This is a genomic window from uncultured Chitinophaga sp. (assembly GCF_937898475.1).
GTDB lineage: Bacteria > Bacteroidota > Bacteroidia > Chitinophagales > Chitinophagaceae > Chitinophaga.
Genome location: NZ_CALEJS010000042.1, coordinates 211224 through 232322, shown reverse-complemented (window position 1 = coordinate 232322; position 21099 = coordinate 211224). Strand labels below are relative to the sequence as shown.

Annotated in this window: 20 protein-coding genes and 1 tRNA gene; 8 read left to right on the top strand and 13 right to left on the bottom strand. The window is 46.6% G+C overall.

Annotated features, from left to right (window positions below; genetic code table 11):
- Nucleotides 1-105 precede the first annotated feature (105 nt).
- Nucleotides 106-315 (bottom strand): dodecin, encoded by a 210-nt coding sequence (locus Q0577_RS26585; RefSeq protein WP_298741815.1) that lies wholly within the window; start codon nucleotides 313-315, stop codon nucleotides 106-108.
- 173 nt (nucleotides 316-488) lie between these two features.
- Between Q0577_RS26585 and Q0577_RS26580 the strand changes: the two genes are divergently transcribed.
- The 3 genes from Q0577_RS26580 (at nucleotide 489) to Q0577_RS26570 (ending at nucleotide 2232) form a co-directional block, all read left to right on the top strand.
- Nucleotides 489-1442 (top strand): bifunctional helix-turn-helix transcriptional regulator/GNAT family N-acetyltransferase, encoded by a 954-nt coding sequence (locus Q0577_RS26580; protein ID WP_298741813.1) that lies wholly within the window; start codon nucleotides 489-491, stop codon nucleotides 1440-1442.
- Nucleotides 1443-1498: 56 nt separating this feature from the next.
- On the top strand, nucleotides 1499-2059 hold the full coding sequence (locus tag Q0577_RS26575) for an isoprenylcysteine carboxylmethyltransferase family protein (RefSeq protein ID WP_298741811.1): 561 nt from the start codon (nucleotides 1499-1501) through the stop codon (nucleotides 2057-2059).
- Between the two features lie 99 nt (nucleotides 2060-2158).
- Nucleotides 2159-2232: transfer RNA gene (locus Q0577_RS26570), tRNA-Met, on the top strand.
- 180 nt (nucleotides 2233-2412) lie between these two features.
- On the opposite strand, the gene Q0577_RS26565 is transcribed toward Q0577_RS26570, so the two are convergent.
- Nucleotides 2413-2583 carry a transposase gene (locus tag Q0577_RS26565; RefSeq protein ID WP_298741807.1) on the bottom strand — a complete coding sequence of 57 codons (171 nt, stop codon included), beginning with the start codon at nucleotides 2581-2583 and terminating at the stop codon, nucleotides 2413-2415.
- 363 nt (nucleotides 2584-2946) lie between these two features.
- Between Q0577_RS26565 and Q0577_RS26560 the strand changes: the two genes are divergently transcribed.
- Both Q0577_RS26560 and Q0577_RS26555 read left to right on the top strand, forming a co-directional pair.
- Nucleotides 2947-3714, top strand: coding sequence for a glucose 1-dehydrogenase (locus Q0577_RS26560; protein WP_298741804.1), 768 nt, complete (start codon nucleotides 2947-2949; stop codon nucleotides 3712-3714).
- Between the two features lie 56 nt (nucleotides 3715-3770).
- Nucleotides 3771-4355 (top strand): Crp/Fnr family transcriptional regulator, encoded by a 585-nt coding sequence (locus Q0577_RS26555; protein ID WP_298741802.1) that lies wholly within the window; start codon nucleotides 3771-3773, stop codon nucleotides 4353-4355.
- A 97-nt stretch (nucleotides 4356-4452) separates the two neighbouring features.
- On the opposite strand, the gene Q0577_RS26550 is transcribed toward Q0577_RS26555, so the two are convergent.
- The 5 genes from Q0577_RS26550 to Q0577_RS26530 form a co-directional block, all read right to left on the bottom strand.
- Nucleotides 4453-6024 (bottom strand): DUF6770 family protein, encoded by a 1572-nt coding sequence (locus tag Q0577_RS26550; protein ID WP_298741801.1) that lies wholly within the window; start codon nucleotides 6022-6024, stop codon nucleotides 4453-4455.
- 19 nt (nucleotides 6025-6043) lie between these two features.
- A complete protein-coding gene (locus Q0577_RS26545) occupies nucleotides 6044-7501 on the bottom strand; it encodes a M48 family metalloprotease (protein ID WP_298741799.1) in 1458 nt (485 codons plus the stop codon).
- Nucleotides 7502-7649: 148 nt separating this feature from the next.
- On the bottom strand, nucleotides 7650-8630 hold the full coding sequence (locus Q0577_RS26540) for a transglutaminase domain-containing protein (RefSeq protein WP_298741797.1): 981 nt from the start codon (nucleotides 8628-8630) through the stop codon (nucleotides 7650-7652).
- A 9-nt stretch (nucleotides 8631-8639) separates the two neighbouring features.
- On the bottom strand, nucleotides 8640-10115 hold the full coding sequence (locus tag Q0577_RS26535; protein WP_298741795.1) for a hypothetical protein: 1476 nt from the start codon (nucleotides 10113-10115) through the stop codon (nucleotides 8640-8642).
- Nucleotides 10116-10256: 141 nt separating this feature from the next.
- A complete protein-coding gene (locus tag Q0577_RS26530) occupies nucleotides 10257-10469 on the bottom strand; it encodes a hypothetical protein (protein WP_298741793.1) in 213 nt (70 codons plus the stop codon).
- A 114-nt stretch (nucleotides 10470-10583) separates the two neighbouring features.
- Between Q0577_RS26530 and Q0577_RS26525 the strand changes: the two genes are divergently transcribed.
- Nucleotides 10584-11786, top strand: coding sequence for a DUF1343 domain-containing protein (locus Q0577_RS26525; protein ID WP_298741791.1), 1203 nt, complete (start codon nucleotides 10584-10586; stop codon nucleotides 11784-11786).
- 14 nt (nucleotides 11787-11800) lie between these two features.
- On the opposite strand, the gene Q0577_RS26520 is transcribed toward Q0577_RS26525, so the two are convergent.
- Both Q0577_RS26520 and Q0577_RS26515 read right to left on the bottom strand, forming a co-directional pair.
- Entirely contained in the window at nucleotides 11801-12922 is a 1122-nt protein-coding gene (locus Q0577_RS26520) for a DUF692 family multinuclear iron-containing protein (protein ID WP_298741789.1), read from the bottom strand.
- A 38-nt stretch (nucleotides 12923-12960) separates the two neighbouring features.
- The gene (locus tag Q0577_RS26515; RefSeq protein WP_298741787.1) at nucleotides 12961-13122 is read right to left on the bottom strand and encodes a hypothetical protein; all 162 of its coding nucleotides are present in this window, start codon (nucleotides 13120-13122) and stop codon (nucleotides 12961-12963) included.
- A gap of 263 nt (nucleotides 13123-13385) precedes the next feature.
- Between Q0577_RS26515 and Q0577_RS26510 the strand changes: the two genes are divergently transcribed.
- Nucleotides 13386-15077 carry a beta-xylosidase gene (locus Q0577_RS26510; RefSeq protein WP_298741785.1) on the top strand — a complete coding sequence of 564 codons (1692 nt, stop codon included), beginning with the start codon at nucleotides 13386-13388 and terminating at the stop codon, nucleotides 15075-15077.
- 36 nt (nucleotides 15078-15113) lie between these two features.
- Here Q0577_RS26510 and Q0577_RS26505 read toward each other — a convergent pair whose 3' ends face one another.
- From Q0577_RS26505 to Q0577_RS26495, 3 genes are all read right to left on the bottom strand, one after another.
- Nucleotides 15114-16460 (bottom strand): glycoside hydrolase family 88 protein, encoded by a 1347-nt coding sequence (locus tag Q0577_RS26505; protein WP_298741783.1) that lies wholly within the window; start codon nucleotides 16458-16460, stop codon nucleotides 15114-15116.
- A gap of 151 nt (nucleotides 16461-16611) precedes the next feature.
- Nucleotides 16612-17154 (bottom strand): ferritin-like domain-containing protein, encoded by a 543-nt coding sequence (locus tag Q0577_RS26500; RefSeq protein WP_298741780.1) that lies wholly within the window; start codon nucleotides 17152-17154, stop codon nucleotides 16612-16614.
- 269 nt (nucleotides 17155-17423) lie between these two features.
- A complete protein-coding gene (locus Q0577_RS26495) occupies nucleotides 17424-18008 on the bottom strand; it encodes a TetR/AcrR family transcriptional regulator (protein WP_298741778.1) in 585 nt (194 codons plus the stop codon).
- A gap of 324 nt (nucleotides 18009-18332) precedes the next feature.
- On the opposite strand from Q0577_RS26495, the gene Q0577_RS26490 reads away from it, so the two are divergent.
- Nucleotides 18333-20150, top strand: coding sequence for a cbb3-type cytochrome c oxidase subunit I (locus tag Q0577_RS26490; protein WP_298741776.1), 1818 nt, complete (start codon nucleotides 18333-18335; stop codon nucleotides 20148-20150).
- Here Q0577_RS26490 and Q0577_RS26485 read toward each other — a convergent pair whose 3' ends face one another.
- A complete protein-coding gene (locus Q0577_RS26485; RefSeq protein ID WP_298741774.1) occupies nucleotides 20151-21098 on the bottom strand; it encodes a phosphatase PAP2 family protein in 948 nt (315 codons plus the stop codon).
- Between the last annotated feature and the right edge of the window lies 1 nt (nucleotide 21099).

Sequence of the window (21099 nt, the reverse complement as noted above, 5' to 3'; positions counted from 1 at the left end):
TGCCGTTTACGTTAATCTCCAGATGCGCAGCCATGCACACCCTGCCGTTGAATGCAGGGCGTACATGTTTACACAGCATGTTTACCAGAAAAGAGGCCAGGCAGCTTAGCGGCCTTCATCGAGCCTGAAGGAAACCTTACAGATCACGCCGTAGGTGGTAACCTTTCCATCTTTCACATGGGCCTTAATGTCTTTTACAAAAACGGAATCGATGTTGTGAATGGTTCTGGATGCTTCTGCAACAGCGTTTTGGATAGCATCTTCTATGCTTTTTTCAGAAGAGGAAATGAGCTCAATTACTTTTACTACTGACATGGGGAAAAGGTTTTTCAGGTGAATAAATCAGATTACCCTGCTGGTACAACAATTACCATGCGAAAAGGTTGCAGGCGCCCTGCACGCTGCGAGTGGCGTACTGTACTATTTTTTGGTGGATATACAGATTATGTATAAATTTACGTAACCAATTACGTAATTAATGATCAGTTATGGAGTTTTATGAGCAGGTAGGGAAAATGGCACTTGGCAGCAGGCTGCGCCGGCTGAGTGACCTGCTTACCGAAGAGGCGTCCCAGATCTATGCTTTATACAACATAGACATGCAGCCAAAATGGTTCCCGGTGTTCTATGTTCTGGCACGCGGGGAAGAAAGGACCATTACCGCAATAGCCCAGGAAATAGGGCACACACACCCTTCTGTGAGCCAGATTGTGCGGGAGATGGCTAAAAAGGGATATGTAAAAGAGAAGAAGGGAAAAAAAGACGGGCGCAAGAATTTCGTGACGCTATCCCCCGCAGGGGAAGCCATCCTCCAGAAAATGCAGGACCAGCTCAGCGATGTGGGCGCTGCGGTAGAAAATGCCATGAAAGAAACACAGTATGACCTCTGGAAAGCCATTGCAGAATGGGAGTTCCTGCTGGGTCAGAAGAGCCTGCTGCGCCGTGTACAGGAACAGAAGAAAGCGCGGGAAGGCAGCAGCGTACAGATCGTGGATTATGCCCCTGAACATGCGGCGACTTTTAAAGCGCTGAATGTACAGTGGATTTCCACCTACTTCAAAATAGAGCCGGAAGACCTGAAGGCGCTGGACCATCCGAAGGACTATATCCTGAAGAAGGGCGGGCATATTCTCATGGCCATTTACGAAGGCCAGCCCGTAGGCACCTGCGCACTGATCAAAATGAAAGATGGTAGCGGCTATGAGCTGGCCAAAATGGCGGTATCGCCGGAAGTGCGCGGTAAGAGCATCGGCTTTTTACTGGGTAAGGCGGCCATAGAAAGAGCCAGGGACAATGACGCCAGGCGTCTTTACCTGGAGAGCAATACCATCCTGAAACCAGCTGTTAACCTGTATCACAAACTGGGATTCAGGAAGATCACGGGGCCCCCCTCTCCTTATGAGCGGGCCAACATCCAGATGGAGCTGCTGCTGGAGGACTGAATACATTGTTCATCCGGGGAGATTTTCCGCTTACCTTTGGTGATAATGTCTGTCTTATGAAAATCTTCTTCTACATTGTTTATGCCTGCTGGCTGCTGTTGGAAATCATACTCAACCGGGTATTGCGCTCCAGCAGTGGTGATCAGCCCCTGAAGAGCAAACAGACGCTGACTATCATCTGGATAGCGGCCATCGCTGCCACCGCTATTGGCGGGAACCTTGCCGAATATACCAGCTTTCCGCTAACGGGGTGGACAGGCATCGGGTGGTCGGGCATAGGCATGATATTGCTGGGGATGATCATCCGGTTTATAGCGATCCGCTCACTGGGCAGGTTTTTTACGGTCGATGTGGCCATACGGCAGGGCCATATGTTGAAGAAGGACGGGATGTATAAGTATGTTCGCCACCCGGCTTACTCGGGATCGCTGCTGTCTTTCCTAGGCTTTGCCATTTCGCTGAACAACTGGGTGAGCCTGCTGATAGTGGTGATACCGGTAACAGCGGCATTCCTGTACAGGATAAGGGTGGAGGAAGCGATGCTGACGGCGTCTTTCGGGGCGGAGTACGAGGCGTATCAGCGGACCACTAATCGCTTACTACCGGGTGTTTATTAAGCCGCTTATATATTATTTTGGAAATAATATTTAGATTAATTTTTGATATTTCGGGGACGACCATTATCTTTGCACTCCCTTGATCAAAATAGGAAACATGGCGAGGTAGCTCAGGCGGTTAGAGCGCAGGATTCATAACCCTGAGGTCAAGGGTTCAACTCCCTTTCTCGCTACGAATTTAGAAAAAGGCTTTCAGGCACATGCTTGAAAGCCTTTTTTTATTTATGGTTCCGGTAATTAATGAACCCCAGCCCCGGATGTGAGGGATCAAGTTAAATTTCTGGGGGATTTAAGTTTTCAAGCATAAATTTTAGATAATCTAAACAGAAAGAATTCCACATCTCTTACGCCTCTCATCGCGTTCCTAAATCTTTAATCTTCGCATTAAATGACTCTGCCGCTGCATTGGTGGACCTGTTGTTGAAAAAGTTAAGTATGCCCAGATAATGATGTTGGATAGTTTTGGCAAGGGTTTTAAAAGATGGAAGCCCGGCATCTTCTACATCATTGTACCATAAAACCAACTTTTTAAAAGCCTGCTCTTTACTGGTGCAGTGGCGAAAAACTTCTCCAAGACGACTACCGGTAAGTCAATCTTTCCTTCCAGGTAAATATGAAGCCCATTGGGTGATTGAGTGGTTTTGATCAAGTCAAAATAATTCAAAAGTCCCTTTGGGAGAAGAAATTTAATTAACTGCTGATAGTGCTGATCCAAGGTTGTTGATTCTTAATGAGCTGCAAAACAACAAAATTTTAACCTTCCCCCAAGTTTTCATCTTGATCCACATTTCCACGGTGATATTTATCACACAAACTTCTTATCATATGTCCTTGTGCCCTGGCACCAAACCACCTCAACTTTGCTGTGGAATAAATTAACTGACCAAATGAGACTAAAAGACAAAGTAGCGGTGATCACCGGCGGTAATAGCGGAATAGGCTTTGGAATTGCAGAAGCTTTTCAGAAAGAAGGCGCCAAAGGCGCCATCACCGGCAGAAACCAAAAGACGATCGATACGGCGGTTCAGCGCCTGGGTAAAAACTTCATCGGATTAAAAGGCGATGTAACCAATATGGGCGACCTTGAAAACATCTTCAGCACAACGGCTGAAAGATTTGGCAGGATCGATGCCCTTGTAGTGAATGCAGGCGGTGTGGTGGATGGCAGCCAGATGGGCCCTGTAACAGTTGTTACAGAAGAAAGTTACGACGGTTATATGGCCCTGAACCTGAAGAGCGTCTACTTTACCGTGCAGAAAGCGCTTCCCTACCTGAATGAAGGAAGTTCCATTGTACTTATCGGTTCCAGTGCCGCACACCGTGCAGCACCTGGTATGGCTATATACAGTGCAGCCAAAGCAGCTGTGATATCGCTGGCCAAAGGTCTCTCCCTGGACCTGTTGGAACAACGGATCAGGGTAAACGTACTTTCGCCAGGCACTATTGATACACCGGTGTTTAACAAATTCGTGCCTGAAGGCCAGGTGAATCAGGTGAAGCAGCTTTGGGTGAACCAGATACCCATCGGAAGGATAGGACAGCCCGCTGATATTGGCAATGCGGCCGTGTTCCTGGCATCGGATGAGTCTTCATTTATTGTCGGTTCAGAGCTCCTGTCGGATGGAGGTATGACCCATATCAGCCTGATGAAATAACTGTAAGACCAACCCTGTGAAAAGATTTGCATAGCTTTGTCAAAAGCCAGCAAATTATGTTTGAGTCATTAGCCGTTTATCTGAGAGAGGGAGCAGGCCTGAACGATGAAGCATTGCAACAGGTGAAGCTGGTTACGACAGAAAAAAAACTGCGCAAGCGGCAATACCTGCTCCAGGAGGGTGATGTATCCAATTTCAATTGCTTTGTTGCCAAGGGTTGTCTGCGGCTATATCGTATCGGTAAAGATGGTGCTGAACATATTATGAGATTCTCCATCGAGAACTGGTGGATGAGCGACTATGAGAGCTATAATTCAGGCCTTCCTTCCAAATGCAATATTGATGCACTTGAGAATAGTGATCTGTTACTCATCAGAAAACAGGATTTCGATAACCTGGTTAACACTATTACGCCGTTCCGGCTGTTCAAGGAGAAACTGGAGGCCAGGAGTTATGACGCCAGCCAAAGAAGGATACTTAGTAACATCAGCGATACCGCGGAAGAAAAATACCTGAACTTTATTAAATCCTATCCCAGGATCTATGAGCGGGTTCCCCTGCATATGATCGCATCATTTCTTGGGGTAACGCGCGAAACGCTCAGCCGTATCAGGCAGCAGTATGCAAAGCATTCATCCTGATCTGCATGTTTTGCGGAACAATGTCTGCCACCTCAGCAGGTGCAATAAAAAGAAAGACTGAAGTATTCTATTCAGTCTTCCTTTTTTTATAACCGGGTTATAATGATTCTATAGACACCTTCCGGGAACGGTCCTGCTTGTTGTATTCAGAAACCATGATATGCCCTTCCTTGGCGGGATAGATGGTGGTTACCACATTACCGTCCTTACGGGGGATAGTGCGTATCACCTTCTGCTGGTTTACGTTATAGATATGCACATTGTTCTTGTCACTCACCACCAGGTAATTCGTTTTTGTTTCAGAGTTGGTTACAGTATAATACGCATTTAAATCATACAGGTAAATAGGCAATCTGCAGGGGTAGTAACGGCCATGATATGTAGGAATGGCGTTTACATAGGTTAAAGCGCCTTTCTCATTCTGTTTGAACAGCAGCGCATCCCCCTGCCGGGTTTTCTGTGTGCCACCCATACTTAGTATCCACAACGGCGGAATTACGAGGGGCAGTGTAATAACCGATGCGGTAATAGCGCCCCATTTCGGTTTCCTGATGTAGGAAGTGCCGGCGAAATAAGTGTTGCCCTGATAGTCCTTGAAAACAGGTTCAAACATTATATACGATCTGGTAGCCTGGTAACGGCCTTTGGCAGAGAATGCCGCCTGAGTGCCAGCGGACCAGTCAGATACTACTTTTTCCATTTTGCTGGTGCCGGGGCCTTTTGTGCGCACCGTAAACACGCCTATGTAAGGGCCTTTTGCCAGCTGTTTAACGGTCAATGTAGCATTTCCCCTGCGTGGATGCAGTACAACACCTGCAATGTATGGCCTGCCGGTTACAGCATCATTTTCAAATGTATGTACACTGAACGGGCGTCCTTTGTTGTCACTCAGGTTGAACTTGGCAAAAGCATCGTTATTATCCACATTGTAACCCATCAACCAATAACCACCTTCCTGCAGTTTCTCTGTCTTTTTATAAAGCAAGTAAATATCGTGTTGTGATGGCAATATGAAGAATTTGTCCGCAGCCTGCATAAAATCTTTGTGCCAGATATCCTTTCCCTCCGGACTGTACACTGTAAGATAATTCTTACTCTCGTCACCGTAAAAGCATACAAAGCCTTTACCGGTCATATTCCTGAGCCGTACAACATGTTTTAGGCCTCCATCGCCTATTGAAGTATGATCCCAGCTGCGGGCGTATACATCCAGTACTTTTATATTCACCTTGACAGTGTTGGAATTGATGATATTTCCATCCAGGCTTACAAACTGGGTAAAGACAGACACATAGCCGTTAGCGGCCTGCGCTTTGCGGTCTCTTCTTTTCTTATCACCATAACCTATGAAGTTACTTTTGAGGTAGGCCAGGCATAAAACATCCTGTTCAAATGCCACTGCTTCCAGGTCCAGTTTCAGTTCAGTAAAATTTAATACGCCGATATCGTTCAGGTTTTCATCCATAATAGTTACCCGGTAACGAAATGAATCGGCGTTTACACGTTCCAGTTCTGTAAAAGCGATATAGCCGATGAGATTGTCGTCTTGTATAACGGGTTTTACTTCTGTAGAAATACCATTACTTACTTCTTTAAAAACTTTAGTCTGGGCAAAGGGATTGTTGGTAAATACCAAAAAAAGAATGCTGATGAGTAATAATTGTTTCATTGTATTAGGGATAGATGTGTTATTTTTTGTCAAATCTATGGGCAAATTCGGCGTAGAGACTGTTCTCGTTGCCATTAAGAAAAGCTTTGGCAACGCTGGCTTTATGGGCTTCAGAAAAATCGGGATCCAGGGTTAACGCGCTCATCAGCCGGCGGAATGCCGCTTCATCTTTTTTGCTGTCGGGCCACCGGTTGGAATTCAGCAGTGTTCTGCAGAATTGTTCAAGGTTATCGCGGGGGATCTGCTCAAACAATGTTTGCAATTCGTAGTAGTCTTTGGAAATGTACTCTTTAGGTTTAACGCTGATAGCATTGAAACGGTCAAGCTCCCGATCGGCGTAGTAAAGTCCTGAGATGACGTTTGCCGCCATAAAATCATACCAGGGATCCTTGTTCCCCTTGTCTTTTTCGAGCAGGATCATATAGAGGCAGGCTGTCAGGTTCATATTGTAATACACGCTCCATATCTCCATTTTGCGGGCTCTTTCCTGCATTTCCTCTGGTACCGGAGTGAATGCAACATTTTTGCTGCCATCGCGCAGGGTTCTGTTGTAACGCTCTATACAGTCCGGGTGTGTTTTCATGGAATCCTGTATATGAGTAGTGTCTTTAAAATTGTAGGCCCTGGTGGAAAGCCCTTTGGATCGTTTCTGCATCCAGGTGGGCATGATCTCCAGACTATAGGCAGAAAAGTACTGTGGCAAGGTTTGTTTCAGGGCTTGTTTGTAGATGATGTCTGCGCTGTCCAGCCGCAGAAAGAAGGATGGGTCAAAAGCGATACTGCTTTTTTTCAGGAGGAGGATGGCCAGTGAATCTGCATCGCTTTCGTGATAGCGCTGGTGTCTGCTCCTGTTGAATGAGTAACCTTCAAAAACTTTCTTGAGGCGTGTCAGCCTTTCATACTTTGAATCTAGTATGGCATTCATTGATTTTTTGTACTCCGCAGAAGTGAGCCACTCTGCCCGTTGTCTGATAGCATTTTCCGGATGCATTAAGATATTGTGGGACAGCTCATGGGCAATCGTTAGTGCTATATCCTCTTTCGATTGGGCAAAGGTGATCAGTCCAAGGTTGATAGCCAGTATATTACCGCCTACTGCATAGGCATTTACCGCAGCGCTTCTATCGATCAACACAAACGGTTTAACGGGGATGAGCTGCTTATTAGCCCGGGCTATCTGGTCAACAATACCGTCGATATAGGCAAGTAACTCCTTGTCATAAACGTAGTTATCCTCTTTAAGCGCCTTTGTAAGAAAATCGGTACGATCATCCCAAAGCTCCTTGTACTGCTTCTGAGTTTCTTTTTGCTTGAAAACTGCCGGGCAGGCCCATGCTTTTTTCAGCGAATCCAGCTGCTTTTGATAGTAAAGGTGAGATAGATCCTGGTAACGGTACAATTCTTTGTTCTGGGCATAAGAGCAATGACAACAAAGTATCAATAACGCAGCGGCTAGGAGGCGTTTATAGCTTGGCATAGGTAAAAGGATAGATATAATATTCTAATAGCTAACAAATTATATATTGACAAATATATAAGTTTATTTGGTCATATTTTCATATGTTTTGTAAAACATTGAAAAATGGCTTCCTGAGAATTGTAAGGAATATGCTTGTTTATCCGCTTTACAGCCGTGCCATGCGCTGCGCTATCATTTGCTTACCCCGCTGGCAGGCAGGCAATAACTGCCGGATATCTGGTTTTGAAGAACGTTCAATAAGGATCATTGCCGTTTCCAGGAACTGTGCGGCTCTTTTCAGGGCAGGCAGACTTGCTTTTTCATTGTTGACAATAGCCACCGCGTAGTTATAGTAAACGGCGATCCGCGTATTTGGGTTGTCTTTGTTGAACAGGTAACTGTTCTCAGCCACTTTAATCTTTTGCTCCACTTCGTTTAGTTTAAGAAAGGCGTTCAGTGAATCACGGTAATTCAGATAGCTTGCTTCAGCACTGCTATCGGGGTGCCGAGCAGCAGTATAGAATGCCTGCATACTGAGGGGATAATTACTAAACTGGAATACCGGGTCTAAAGGTAAGTGTGAAGAAATAAGTTGTGCAGGCGGCACCAGGTAATAGGCGGTGTTGATCTTCTTAATGAAGTGGTAACCGCTGGGCTTACTAACCAATTCACAGGTAGACCAAAACAGGTCGCACAGCAGCCAGGAAGAATCAATATATACCGCATTCCAGGCGTGGTTGGCATCATCCAGTATATCTGTAGATTTGAACCCGGCATATTTTACATACCCTTCAATACGTATACAGGGGATGTTATTCAACCTGCAAAATTCAGTGACTATATTGGCATACTCATCACAGAGGCCTATCTTCTTTTCAATGCTTTCATCGGTTGTGAGGGGATATCCACCAGAAAAAAAACGGTCGGTATCCACCTGCAGGTATTTATCCGCCCATAGCAATAACAGCTGAAGCTGTTCCCTGGGATCTTTTGTGGATGGAGCAATGGCCCCGGACAGGTCTTTACTGTTCCTGACAGCAGGGAAGGTGGTGGCAGCAAACTTTGTGATCGTGGATAAAGGGATACCCTGCTGAGCGGAGACAGTGATATGTGCGAATAGTAAAAGAAGGGTGGTTAGTTTATTCATACCAGGTAGTTACTCATGCAAGGCAGTTACCCTGAACAGATACAAGTTACTCGATTCCTCTATTGCGTAATCTCTTTTATCAACCAGGTCAAGCTGATATGCCTTTAGCAAAGGGGGGTACCTTCTGGAGATATATTCCCTGGACCGCGCTGTGATGAAGTATACTTCTTTCAGATGCTCTCTTGCAAATAGTGCTTTCATGCCATTGTAGTACGAGTCAGGCGCTTCCAATGGGACCTTGTATTCATCTTTCCACTGGAGAAAATAGAACGCTCTTTGCATATCAACACAATAGAATGCCTGGCCTGTATACGTAGAAAGCATGTCGGCACACCAGAAATCAGTTACAATCTTTTTTCCGGTGGGTACCTCTTTTAATACCTCGCCAGCCTGGTATGCATTGGAAAAGGGATAACGTATATCCCTGTACACTGCGATTGCAGACGCTATTATCTGCACCGCCAGCAGTATATTAACAAGACGGCTGGTCCTTCTGCGGGGAAAGGCCTCAGCGGTATATATCCACCAGGCTGTAATAAAGCTGATAAAAATAAAACCGGTGTATCTCACTGTTGTTAATGGGAAAACAGCAGCCATTACCATTGTCACTGCAAAGTTGGCGATAAAAACCAGCAGACTTTTCCGGTTGCCTTTCAAAATAAAGACCACCAGCAAAGACAGGGCCACTGATAACAGTAAAGTAACCCCTTTCAACAAAGGGTACTGTTGCCCTGCATTCAGTAAGAATTGTGTATTCCAGAAATTATAATTCCACCACGCCGGCACCGGAATAAAAGACCTGACAGGCGCCAGCAACATGATGGCCAGTTGTTGTTTAATGTGCACCCTGCCCCAAAAGGCACTAAAATCAAGTGCACTATCTGTGGGCGGAAAAATAAAATACAAGGTAGGTAATAATACTATCAGTCCAAATAAGCCGTGCAATAGTAATTGTTTCATTCTCGCGTTCTTCTCCTGGTTCCGCACTAAAAAATATAAATGCAGACTTCCGGCTAATATTAACGCCAGCAGGTGTGTATTGGCCAAAATGAAAAGCAGTACATAATACAGGGGAACGCTGTACCTGAACTTACCTGGTATTACCAGCAGGATACAAAAGAGCAATAATAACGCTATCGCATAATTTCTGCTTAAGGCAGCATATTCAAACAAAAAGAAATATCCGAACGGGATCAGTGATCTTGTAAGACAAGGGATGGGTGAGAAAAAAAGCAGGACAAAAACAGCGGAAGTGATGATCACCCAATGAACCACCTGCATCCAAACTATGTCCTGGGTACACCTGGAAATGGACCAGAGTACAATATACCATACGGGCGGATGCCCCTCATACCGGGAATTGGAGACCACATCTGAAATGGTAGCGCTGGACTTTGCGATGTTCCAGCTATGCAATTCGTCTCCCCATATTTCATGGTGTGAGATCGTTAAAGAAGAAAGGGCTACATATAGAAGAAATATCACCCATTTCTGCGTTAGTTTGACATTTATTGCTGCGAAAGGCAAATGTAGGGATCGGCCCTGTTTCCTGGCCATGATCCATCAAATATAGGGAAAAAGCCTGGCCAGGTGATCATAGATACCACTATGGCCAGCGGCCTTGTATCAGTGGCGTTTGTTACCGCTCAACACCAGCACTACCCCCACCACGGCTACTATGCCGCCCGCATAGGTAGGCCAGCCCACCCATTTATTTTCTTTTTTATTTACTTCTACAGGGCCCACATCCAGCACTTTCTTTTCGGTTTGAACAGAGAAACCACGAATGATCACCATAGCAAGACCTGCAATGATCAGGATGATACCTAGTACTTTCATAATTGTAGCGTTTATGGAACTACTACAAGCGTTGTGCCATAACCACCCGGAATAACAGGCTGGCATTACCAAATAAATACTATTTTTAAGCAATTACCTGTATAATAGCATCATATGTGTAAACTTCTGACCCTGGTATTTATACCGCTCATTTTTCTTTCTTCTTCGCGCATGGAAGATGATCGTCATAAAACAACACCTGTTACCGGTGCTGAACAGGTAGCACGCTATCTGCCCTATTTAAAAGGAAAAAGAGTGGGGTTGCTGGCAAACAATACATCAATCATCGGCAATAAATCCATTGCCGACAGTTTAAAAGCATTGGGTGTAGACATCCGAATGATATTCGGCCCTGAGCATGGGTTTCGTGGCAATGCCAGTAATGGCGCTCATGTAGGGGATGAAATAGACAAGGCAACTGGTATACCGGTTATTTCCCTGTATGGCAACAAGAGAAAACCGTCTGCAGAGGAAATGAAAGCGATAGACATCATGATCTTTGATATACAGGACGTAGGCTGCAGGTTCTACACCTATATTAACAAGCTGGCAGATATTATGGAGGCTTGCGCTGAATCAGGGAAAGAATTACTTATACTGGATCGCCCCAACCCGAATGGCTATGTTGATGGCCCGGTACTGGATATGCAATTGAAGTCTGGAATAGGCAAGTTTCCGATCCCCATTACCCATGGTATGACCATTGGGGAATTTGCCAGGATGATCAACGGCGAAGGATGGCTGCCAGGAAAGCAACAGTGCCGGATCAAAATAATACCGGTTCTACACTATGCTCATAATATGGACTACACCCTGCCGGTAGCCCCCTCTCCTAACCTTAATACACAACAGTCCATCCTTTTATATCCTTCGTTGTGCCTGTTTGAAGGTACCATCATCAGCCAGGGACGGGGCACTCACATGCCATTTACGGTGTTGGGTAGTCCGGCGCTGAAAGGCGTTTACAAATTCTCCTTCACCCCGGTAAGCATACCTGGAATGTCTGAAACACCTTTACATCAGGATCAGACCTGCTACGGACTGGACCTCCGGCAATATGATATGACGGCTCTTCGCCATAGTGGCCGCATTAATATTAAATGGATGATGGAGTTGTACAAAGCTTATCCAGCCAAGAATAAATTCTTTGACAGATCACAGAGTAAGCAGATGGGAGACATCGATAAGCTGTCTGGCAGCACCCGGTTTAAACAACAGATCATAGCCGGCAAATCAGAAGCGGAGATCCGCAAAAGCTGGGAACCTCAGCTATCTGCGTATAAAACGATGCGTAAAAAGTACTTGTTGTATCCCTGACAGGGACTTTGTTGCTATTTCCATTTCTGTGCAATCTTTACCGCTGTTTCTATCATATATGGCTCCCATTGTTCTATCCGCCAGTCAGACTTTGCCAGGGAAGATTGCTTCAGCAACAGCATAGCCTCCTCATAAGTGTTGGATGATTCAAGGATGGAAGATAGTTCCAGTTGTTGCTCATAAAGCATACTATCTTCCACAACTGCTCCAGTCAAAAATGAAGATGATGGAAGAAAAGGCTCCTTTGGCCCATCATCCTCCTCATCATTATTCCGGCGAACGATCTCCGCCATCTGCAGAAAATCATTATAAAAAAGAGATCTGCTCTGCGCTGTTGCCAGCCCGTCTCCAAGCTGTTCCAGCACTACATATTTGAGATTGGGACACCGTGCGATGCTCATTTCCAGCAGTTGAAAAACATCCCTTGGTACACTGTCGTCATGCGTATCTCTTCTTATACTTCGGGAAGGGGTTACTGCAGACGCATCCCAACTACCCCCGGAAATATGTATTTCCCGGACCCTTTCCAATGGGTATAAAGAGATCAACTCATCAAATGCCAGGTCAAAATTGCGGAGCTGACAATATAGATTGTGCAGGTCCAGTATAATAAAGCCATTTACCGGTTCAAGCAGCTGTTCCAGAAAGGCCCCGTGCCGCTTTGCCTCATCCAGTGAATAGGAGAATGCCAGGTTTTCCAATCCTACCGGAAGCCTGCACGCTTCCTGGATCCGCTTTAAACGGTCCCTGCCAATGTTAAGGGTAGTACTGGTATAGGGAATATTCAGCGGGGCGCCACGGTGAAAATCTTTACCGGTCATGAAGCCGAAATGCTCCGTTATATGATCAAACCGGAACTCGGTACAGGTCTGTCTGAGATGTTTTAACCAGACCACCTGCTCCGGCAGCCACTTACCCGAGAAAAGAGAAAAGAAGACGCCATGGCCAATTAGGCGTTTTTCGTTACTAAAGACGTTCAATAATTCGCGGAACCAGGCAGGCACTTCTTTTACCTTGTATAAAGTGTCAAAAGACCACTCTATGGCTTCTACCCTGGATTCCTCCATTAAAGGCAAACTTGCCGCAAGGATGTTAGCATCCAGGTTACAGGCAAGGGTTGATAATATTCTGGGCACCTTTCTGGAATTACAGCTAAAGTATCAGGTTTAAGTTATCAACCCATGCCGCAGGCAGGACAATTGCCCAGGGGCTGATCTTTTTTCGGCTCTTCCTTGTCTTTGGGCTGGGGCTGATCATCCTTCCCGCATGAGATAACAGTTGTTTGTACGGCAATGCCGATCAGGATGGCACTGAGTAGAGATTTTGGCAGTTTCATTCTTCAGGTTTTAAGATGAAAGAGAATTGATTGATGATAGTACCTCGGGCAGCTTTTACCCTGCATTGATCCCTCACTTTCTTACGTATAGCAACCGATCTGATTTTTAAACGGAACAGGAAGCCAAAAGTTACAAGGAGGCTCTCCCAAACCTCGCGGAATACCGCTTTATAAATTCTCTTCCAAAACCCATATCTTTATTTGGTAACAAACATCAACACAAGCCAGGTATATTATACCTCCACGTTAAAACCCTGCAACATATGAACTGGAAACATGCGCTTTATTTTATTGCCATACTGGCCGTATTGATGCACCCGTTTTACAGCAGCGGCCAGGACACAGTAGCAATACAGGTTAACCTGGATAAAAGCAAGGGGCCTATGCAGCCCATCTGGGCATGGTTTGGTTATGATGAACCCAACTACACCTACATGAAGGATGGTAAAAAGCTGCTTACTGAAATATCCCGGCTAAGCAATGTATCGGTATACGTTCGCGTACACAGCCTGCTGGTAAGCGGCGATGGTAAAGCAGCCCTGAAGTGGGGATCCACCAATGCCTATACAGAAGATGCCAGCGGAAAGCCCATATACGACTGGACAATCATCGATAAAATATTTGATACCTATATAGAACGGGGCATGAAACCTATCGCGCAGATCGGCTTTATGCCGGAGGCGCTTTCTGTAAAACCGTCACCCTACAGGCACCACTGGCAACCCGATCATGCCTATGACGATATTTTCACAGGTTGGGCATACCCGCCTAAAGACTATACAAAATTTGCAACGCTGGTATATGAATGGGTTAAACATTCCGTAACCCGCTATGGTAAGGCAGAAGTAGAAAGCTGGTACTGGGAGCTCTGGAACGAGCCTAATATCAGTTATTGGAAAGGCACAACGGAAGAATACATCAAGTTATATGATTACGTGGCAGACGCCGTTAAACGGGCTTTACCCAGTGCACGTATCGGCGGCCCTGAAGTAACAGGCCCCAACTGGACCGATGCCGCCGACTTTCTCAAAGCCTTCCTTGATCATGTAGTAAGCGGCACTAACTATGTAACCGGTAAAACCGGAAGCCCCCTGGATGTAATTACCTTTCACGCTAAAGGAGCGCCCAAGCTGGTGAACGGTATTGTTCAGATGAACATGGGTACCCAGTTACGGGATATCGACAAAGGCTTTGAAATAGTAGCCTCCTACCCCTCACTGAAGCATCTGCCCATTATCATCGGAGAATCAGATCCGGAAGGATGCGCTGCCTGCTCAGAGAAGTTCCATCCACAAAATGCTTATCGAAACGGCACGATGTATTCCAGCTATACGGCCGCATCTTTTGCCCGGAAGTATGAACTGGCAGCCGCCCGCGGTGTAAACCTTGCCGGCGCCGTTACCTGGGCTTTTGAATTTGAAGACCAGCCCTGGTTTGCCGGCTTTCGCGATTTGGCCACCAACGGAGTAGATAAACCCGTACTGAACGTATTCCGCATGTTTGGGTTGATGCAGGGGAACCGGGTGGAAGTAAGCGGGAACCTGGCTTACGACTTTCAGAAAATACGTGATTCCAGCGTACGCGGCGCCAGGCCCGACATCAGCGCCCTGGCTACCCTCGATAGCGGCAGCGCATCGGTCATGGTATGGAATTATCACGACGATAACATACTTACAGATGGTGAACCTGTTACCATCACTATCCGCGGTTTACCCACCGCCAAAGCCTTGTTGCAACATTTCCGTATTGACCACGAACACAGTAATGCTTATACCGCCTGGAAGCAAATGGGATCTCCGCAGCAACCCACTCCACAACAGGTGGAGGGGCTTGAAAAAGCAGGACAACTGCAACTGCTGTCTTCACCGGAATGGGTACACGTAGAGAACGGTACGGCTGTTATACGTATGCAGCTACCCCGGCAGGGTGTATCATTACTGAAGTTTTACTGGTAAGTAAGTATTACAGCGGAAGCCCTGGTTCTATAGCGTTTATTCGCTTAACTGCAGTGAGCTGTCGTTAATTCCAAATGTATGCCGCTTAAGCAGGTTGATCACTTCAGCACCCGCCAGCAATACCGGTCCATAGCCATGCGCAGCATATACGTTCACCGGGCGATAGTAATAGAACGCCGGATCAAAAGCCATACCTGTACCCACACAGGTACCTTCCACTTGTCCCCCTGCACTCACTTTAGACGCCACCGCATTCCATGCCAGCAATGCAGCAGGTGCATAAGCCATTGCATTCAACCAGCCCCTGTTCACTCCCCTCGCAAAACAGTAGGTATAGATGGCTGTAGCAGAGGTCTCGAGATAGGAATCGTTACGGTCCAGTAACTGATGCCATAGTCCATGGCCCGACTGATAAGCTGCCAGCCCTTTTGCCAAAGCCTGGAATTGTGTTAATACCGCCTTCCTGCCCGGGTGTGCATCCGGCAGCACATCCAGCAGCTCTGCCATCGCCAGCAATGCCCAACCATTAGCACGTGCCCAATTGAATTGCGGATGTACATCCATTCCCTGCACCCAGCCGTGCATATAAAGGCCCTTCTCCTTGTTGAACATCCTGGCAGAAAATTGCAAAACCTGTTTTACTGCATCATCAAAATATCGGGTATTGCCGGTCAATTTCCCCATCTGGGCCAAAGCTGGTACGCTCATATAGAGATCATCCAGCCAGAGTGTATTTCTCTGCGGCCGGTTCCTGGCAAGGGTACCATCCGGCAAACGAAATTCCTTCGATGAAATATATGCGATATAATTATCTGCCATAGGCCGCAGATTGGAGGGTCCACCCGCGCTCAATGTTTTAACAACGGCGGCACACATGGCCCCGGCATCGTCCAGCGCATGTGGAAACATTACGGCCCGCAACGGGTTATTGTTGTTGCCCGCTTGCTTATACAGCTGTTTAAACGCAGGCAGTGCATCGGCAATAAATTGCAGGCGGCTCATGGTATAATTGGTAAACTTCTGGTCGCCGGTAGCCTCGCCCGCCAATAACATACCGCAATAGGTAACGCCCCACTCGTAACTGGTAAGCCGGAAATCACCCTGCTGCCAGGTAGTCTGTTCATTGATCGCAGCCGTATTGACAAGTACCTTACCGGTAGAACGGTCTCTAAAGCGCGGCGGCGTCACTGTATCCAGGTAGCGGTAGATCCTGTCCAGCACCTGTTTTACGCTTTCAGTGGCGGGTGCGCCGTAGCTCACAGGATAGTCTGGTTGCAAGGCATGTAAGGGCGTTGTTACATCGTTTGCTTTTGGCTGTGCCAATAGGGGTGCAGGAAACAGTAATAAGCAAAGGAAGGCAATGCGTTGAGGTATTTGTTTCATAACATGGATAAATGATGTATATACTAAAAATAAGCAAGCAAGCTCATTTAGCTGTCCTATACTATCCTGCCGTATGAAAAGCAGAACGCCTGACACATTTATTGTCAGGCGTTCTGCATCTCTGCATTCCTACACTCAGCATTCTCCCTGATTATGCCGATTGCGGTTCCCTCCTTGCCTTTTTGTTCACACTATTCTCGGCAATTTGCGTAAGCAGGGCATCTGCTTCCTTCTCCTCACTTAATGTTTGTCCTAATATTTTTGCCACCTGCTCATAACCCAGGGTAAGGGCCAGCTGGCGTAATCCGCCATAGGTAGCAATCTCATAATGTTCCGCTTTCTGTGCTGCGAAGATCAAGCCAACGTCTCGCTGGGCAGATGCTTCATCGGTTTCATCTATTATGTCCTCGCCTTCATCAACAATACCCGCCATCGCCTGACATTTCTTTGACTTCGCCTCCTTACCTATTATTCCAAATATATCCTCCAATCTGGTTACGTGAGTCCTGGTTTGCTCCAGGTGATTACCAATCGCATTCTTCAGCTCATTCCCGGTAGCAGCTTCCTGCATTTTCGGTAATGTTTTCACCAGCTTCTTTTCTGCCCAGTAAATATCCTGTAACTGATCCTCAAAAAATTCCTGCAGTTTAGAATCCGCAGCAGTAGCGGCCTGGTTAGCATGTGTAGTTGCCATAAGAAATAGTTTTTAGCTTTCAATAATATCCCTTTCTAACACTGTACTGTATAATACATAACCATGCCATGCTATGGTGCGGCATTGCCTCCAAGCCGTTAGACACAGAAAATCAATTGCTAATACCGGCCACACCAGTTATGCTACGCTACAAATATGCACAACTGCGGGAAAAGAGTGTTGCGTATCCGGTCGTAAATGTGGAGATACCTGCGCATTATATGCATCAGTGTTATTATGCACCATACCGTACAAAACTGCTATAAAGACTATTGGAGTATTTTCAATTGCAACTCTATAAGGCTGCCTAATATCTTAGCGTCTCCATACATCCTGCGGGTAATGTTCACCCCGTTCCACATGGTTAGCAGGTAGCGGGCCATTAAGGCCGGGTCTTCCTTTGTTTTCAATTCGCCACTCTTCTGGGCCGCCTTCACAGCATCGTAGAACAGCTGCTCCAGCTGCTTTAACCGCTTAACTGCTTTCAGCTTAAGCTGAATGTCCACATTAGACAGCTCGGCTATTGTGTTGCCCATAAAACAACCTTTTCCGTGCTCCTCTTTAGGGCTAACGGCAATCTCCCGGAAGAACTTTCTTATCTGCTCTGCCGGCCGGTTTGTTTTGGCCAGCGCGGCCTGTAAACGTTCCAGTGATCCATTGTTAAACTGCTCAAGGGCATTTTCAAACAGTTCCCTTTTACCCTCCGGAAAGGCCAGGTAGAAGCTGCCTTTACCAATACCCATAGCCGCCAGCAGCTCGTCAGTAGAAGTTGCCTCATACCCTTTGCTCCAGAAAAGATCTGCCGCCTTGTCCACCACTTCCTTCTTATCAAATATCTTGGGCCTGCCTGCCATATCAAAAGATTTACACTACAAAGATACATACTGTACTCAACAGTACAAAAAACCAGTTAAACAGCTGATGCGTCACTACAGCTATCAAATAGCACCCTACCGCATGCAGGTCCTGTCTAAACATTCCGACCTTATTTTACCCATGCTGTGTAGATAATTATACAAGCCCATCGGAACTATAAAGGGACACGACAGGTAGCAACATCTGTGGGCGTAGTTTTTGAGGAAATACGCTATAAAAACCAGCTGAACCATAAAAAGTGAACGGTGAAGAAGCTGTCTGCACCGTTCACTCATCGTTTTTATCGTTAAACAGAACCTGCTATGACCCAGCCTACTCCTCAGCAAACACAGGAACAAAGCGAACACACAACTGCTACGGACGGACACGGTAACGGACACGAACATCATCCAAAAGAAAACTTCTTTTCCCGGTATGTTTTCAGTATGGATCATAAAATGATTGCCAAACAGTTCCTTATAACAGGCATGATCTGGGCAATTATTGGTGCTGCCTTTTCAGTTATTTTCCGCCTGCAGCTGGGCTATGGCGAACAGACTTTTCCCTGGCTGGAAACCTTGCTGGGCCATTGGGCTAAGGGTGGGCGTATTACACCGGAGGCTTACTATGCGATGGTGACCATGCACGGTACCATCCTGATATTCTTTGTGCTGACCGCAGGTTTGAGCGGTACTTTCTCCAATCTGCTCATTCCCCTGCAGCTGGGGGCACGTGATATGGCTTCGCCATTTATGAATATGCTAAGCTACTGGTTCTTTTTCCTGGCCAGTATTGTGATGATGAGCTCTCTGTTTGTTCAAACCGGCCCAGCCTCCGGCGGCTGGACCTCCTACCCGCCGTTAAGCGCCCTGGGTGATGCTTCCATCGGCTCAAAGATCGGTATGGATCTGTGGCTCACCAGCATGGCTTTGTTTGTAGTGTCACAACTATTAGGCGGACTCAACTACATTACCACCATCCTCAATATGCGCACCAAAGGCATGAGCCTGAACCGCATGCCCCTTACCATGTGGGCTTTCTTCTTTACCGCTGTGCTGGGCGTACTGTCATTCCCCGTGTTGCTCTCCGGTTTCATCCTGCTGCTGATGGACCGCCACGCAGGCACCAGTTTTTACCTGAGTGAACTTTTTGTAGCCGGTAAGGCCCTCACCAATGAGGGCGGCAGCGCTATCCTCTATCAGCACCTGTTCTGGTTCCTGGGACATCCTGAAGTATATATCGTGATCTTGCCCGCTATGGGCATTGTATCTGAAGTGCTGGCCATTAATGCACGCAAGCCCATTTTTGGTTACCTGGCCATGGTAGGCTCGCTGCTTGCCATTGCTTCACTTTCATTCCTGGTATGGGCGCACCATATGTTTGTAAGTGGGATCAATCCTTTCCTGGGATCCTTTTTTGTGCTACTTACGCTATTGATTGCCGTTCCCTCCGCCATCAAAGTATTCAACTGGCTGGCCACCATCTGGCGAGGTAACCTGCGTTTTACACCGGCAGCCCTTTTCAGTATAGGTTTTGTGAGCACATTTATCTCGGGCGGGCTGACCGGTATATGGCTGGGCAACTCTTCCATAGATATTCATGTGCATGATACCTACTTTGTTATTGCACACTTTCACCTGGTAATGGGCGTGTCTGCCATCCTTGGGATGTTTGCGGGCATCTATCACTGGTTTCCCAAAATGTATGGCCGTTTCCTTAATGACACCATGGGGTATATTCACTTTTGGATCACACTGGTAGGCGCCTACCTCATCTTCTGGCCCATGCACTATATGGGACTGGCAGGTGTACCCAGGCGTTATTACGATTTCAGTAACTGGGAGTCTTTCAAACAATTTTCAGATCTGAACCATTTCATCAGCTTTGTAACCATCATCGTGTTCTTTACACAGTTGCTGTTTGTGTTCAATTTCTTTTACAGCCTGTTCAAGGGAAGAAAGGTTACCAACCCCAACCCCTGGAATGCCACTACTCTGGAATGGACCACGCCCATTCATCCCGGTCATGGCAACTGGCCGGGCGAAGTGCCCCAGGTACACCGCTGGGCCTATGATTACAATAAGGGGAATACGGACTTTCTTTCGCAAACAGTACCGGTATCAGAAGAAGAGAATAAATGATCAGGAAGTATGCCTGTTTAAATACTGCAGAAAGCCCAGGAAGAAATACTTTCTGCACAGTACCTTTTCATATAGCAGAATGCCTGCAGCTGCACATATAATACCTGCCAGCACATCAAGTATATAGTGGTGACTGGTATATACTGCCGCAAACCAGATACCGGGTGTTACAATAGCTGCCAGCACCTTAAAGAAAATACTCCTGGTCCTCAACGCAAACACCAGCACGATCAGGGGATAAGCCGAGTGTAGTGAAGGCATTGCCGCAAATACATTGGAGCCCTTGGCATACAGCCCCTGGAAGATATTTACCTGGAAGAACTGGTCAAACCTGATCAGGCCCGCCGTATTGCCGGGTGTATGTGGCTCCAGCTCAAAACCATGCAGTTGCACATACCAGGGTGGGGCTGCCGGGTAAATGTAATAGATCACAAAACCGATCAGGTTCACCAGCAGGAAGATGAACATAAAATGAAAGAACTGCATCCGGTTGCTATAGAACAGGTACACCGCAAATACCAATGGCAATGGTATCCAGCACAGATAGAAGCAACCGCACATGATGTCCAGGAAGGTGGCGCTATGCAGGCGCCAGTACTCATTGGGGGTTACCATTCCTTCCGGCGATGCAATGCCGAAGATGTCCTTTTCCGCATGGTAGATACTGGCTATGTGCACTTTCCCAAATTCATAGTTGGGAAAAGCCTTCATATAGTCGTACAGTATCCAGTAAACAATGAAAATGGAAAAACCGATAATAAACCTGCGTGTGCCGCGGGTAAGGTAGAATAACGCGTTGAACAGCCCCACCAGTACCAGCTGATCTGTTTTAAAGCCTACCAGCAGTGCAGACAGCAGCAGGTAACCTACGCTGATCAGGCTGGTGAGCAGTATTGTTTTGCGACTATAGAAAGAAGTTGTGCCAGTTACCGTTGAAAGCGTGTCCATC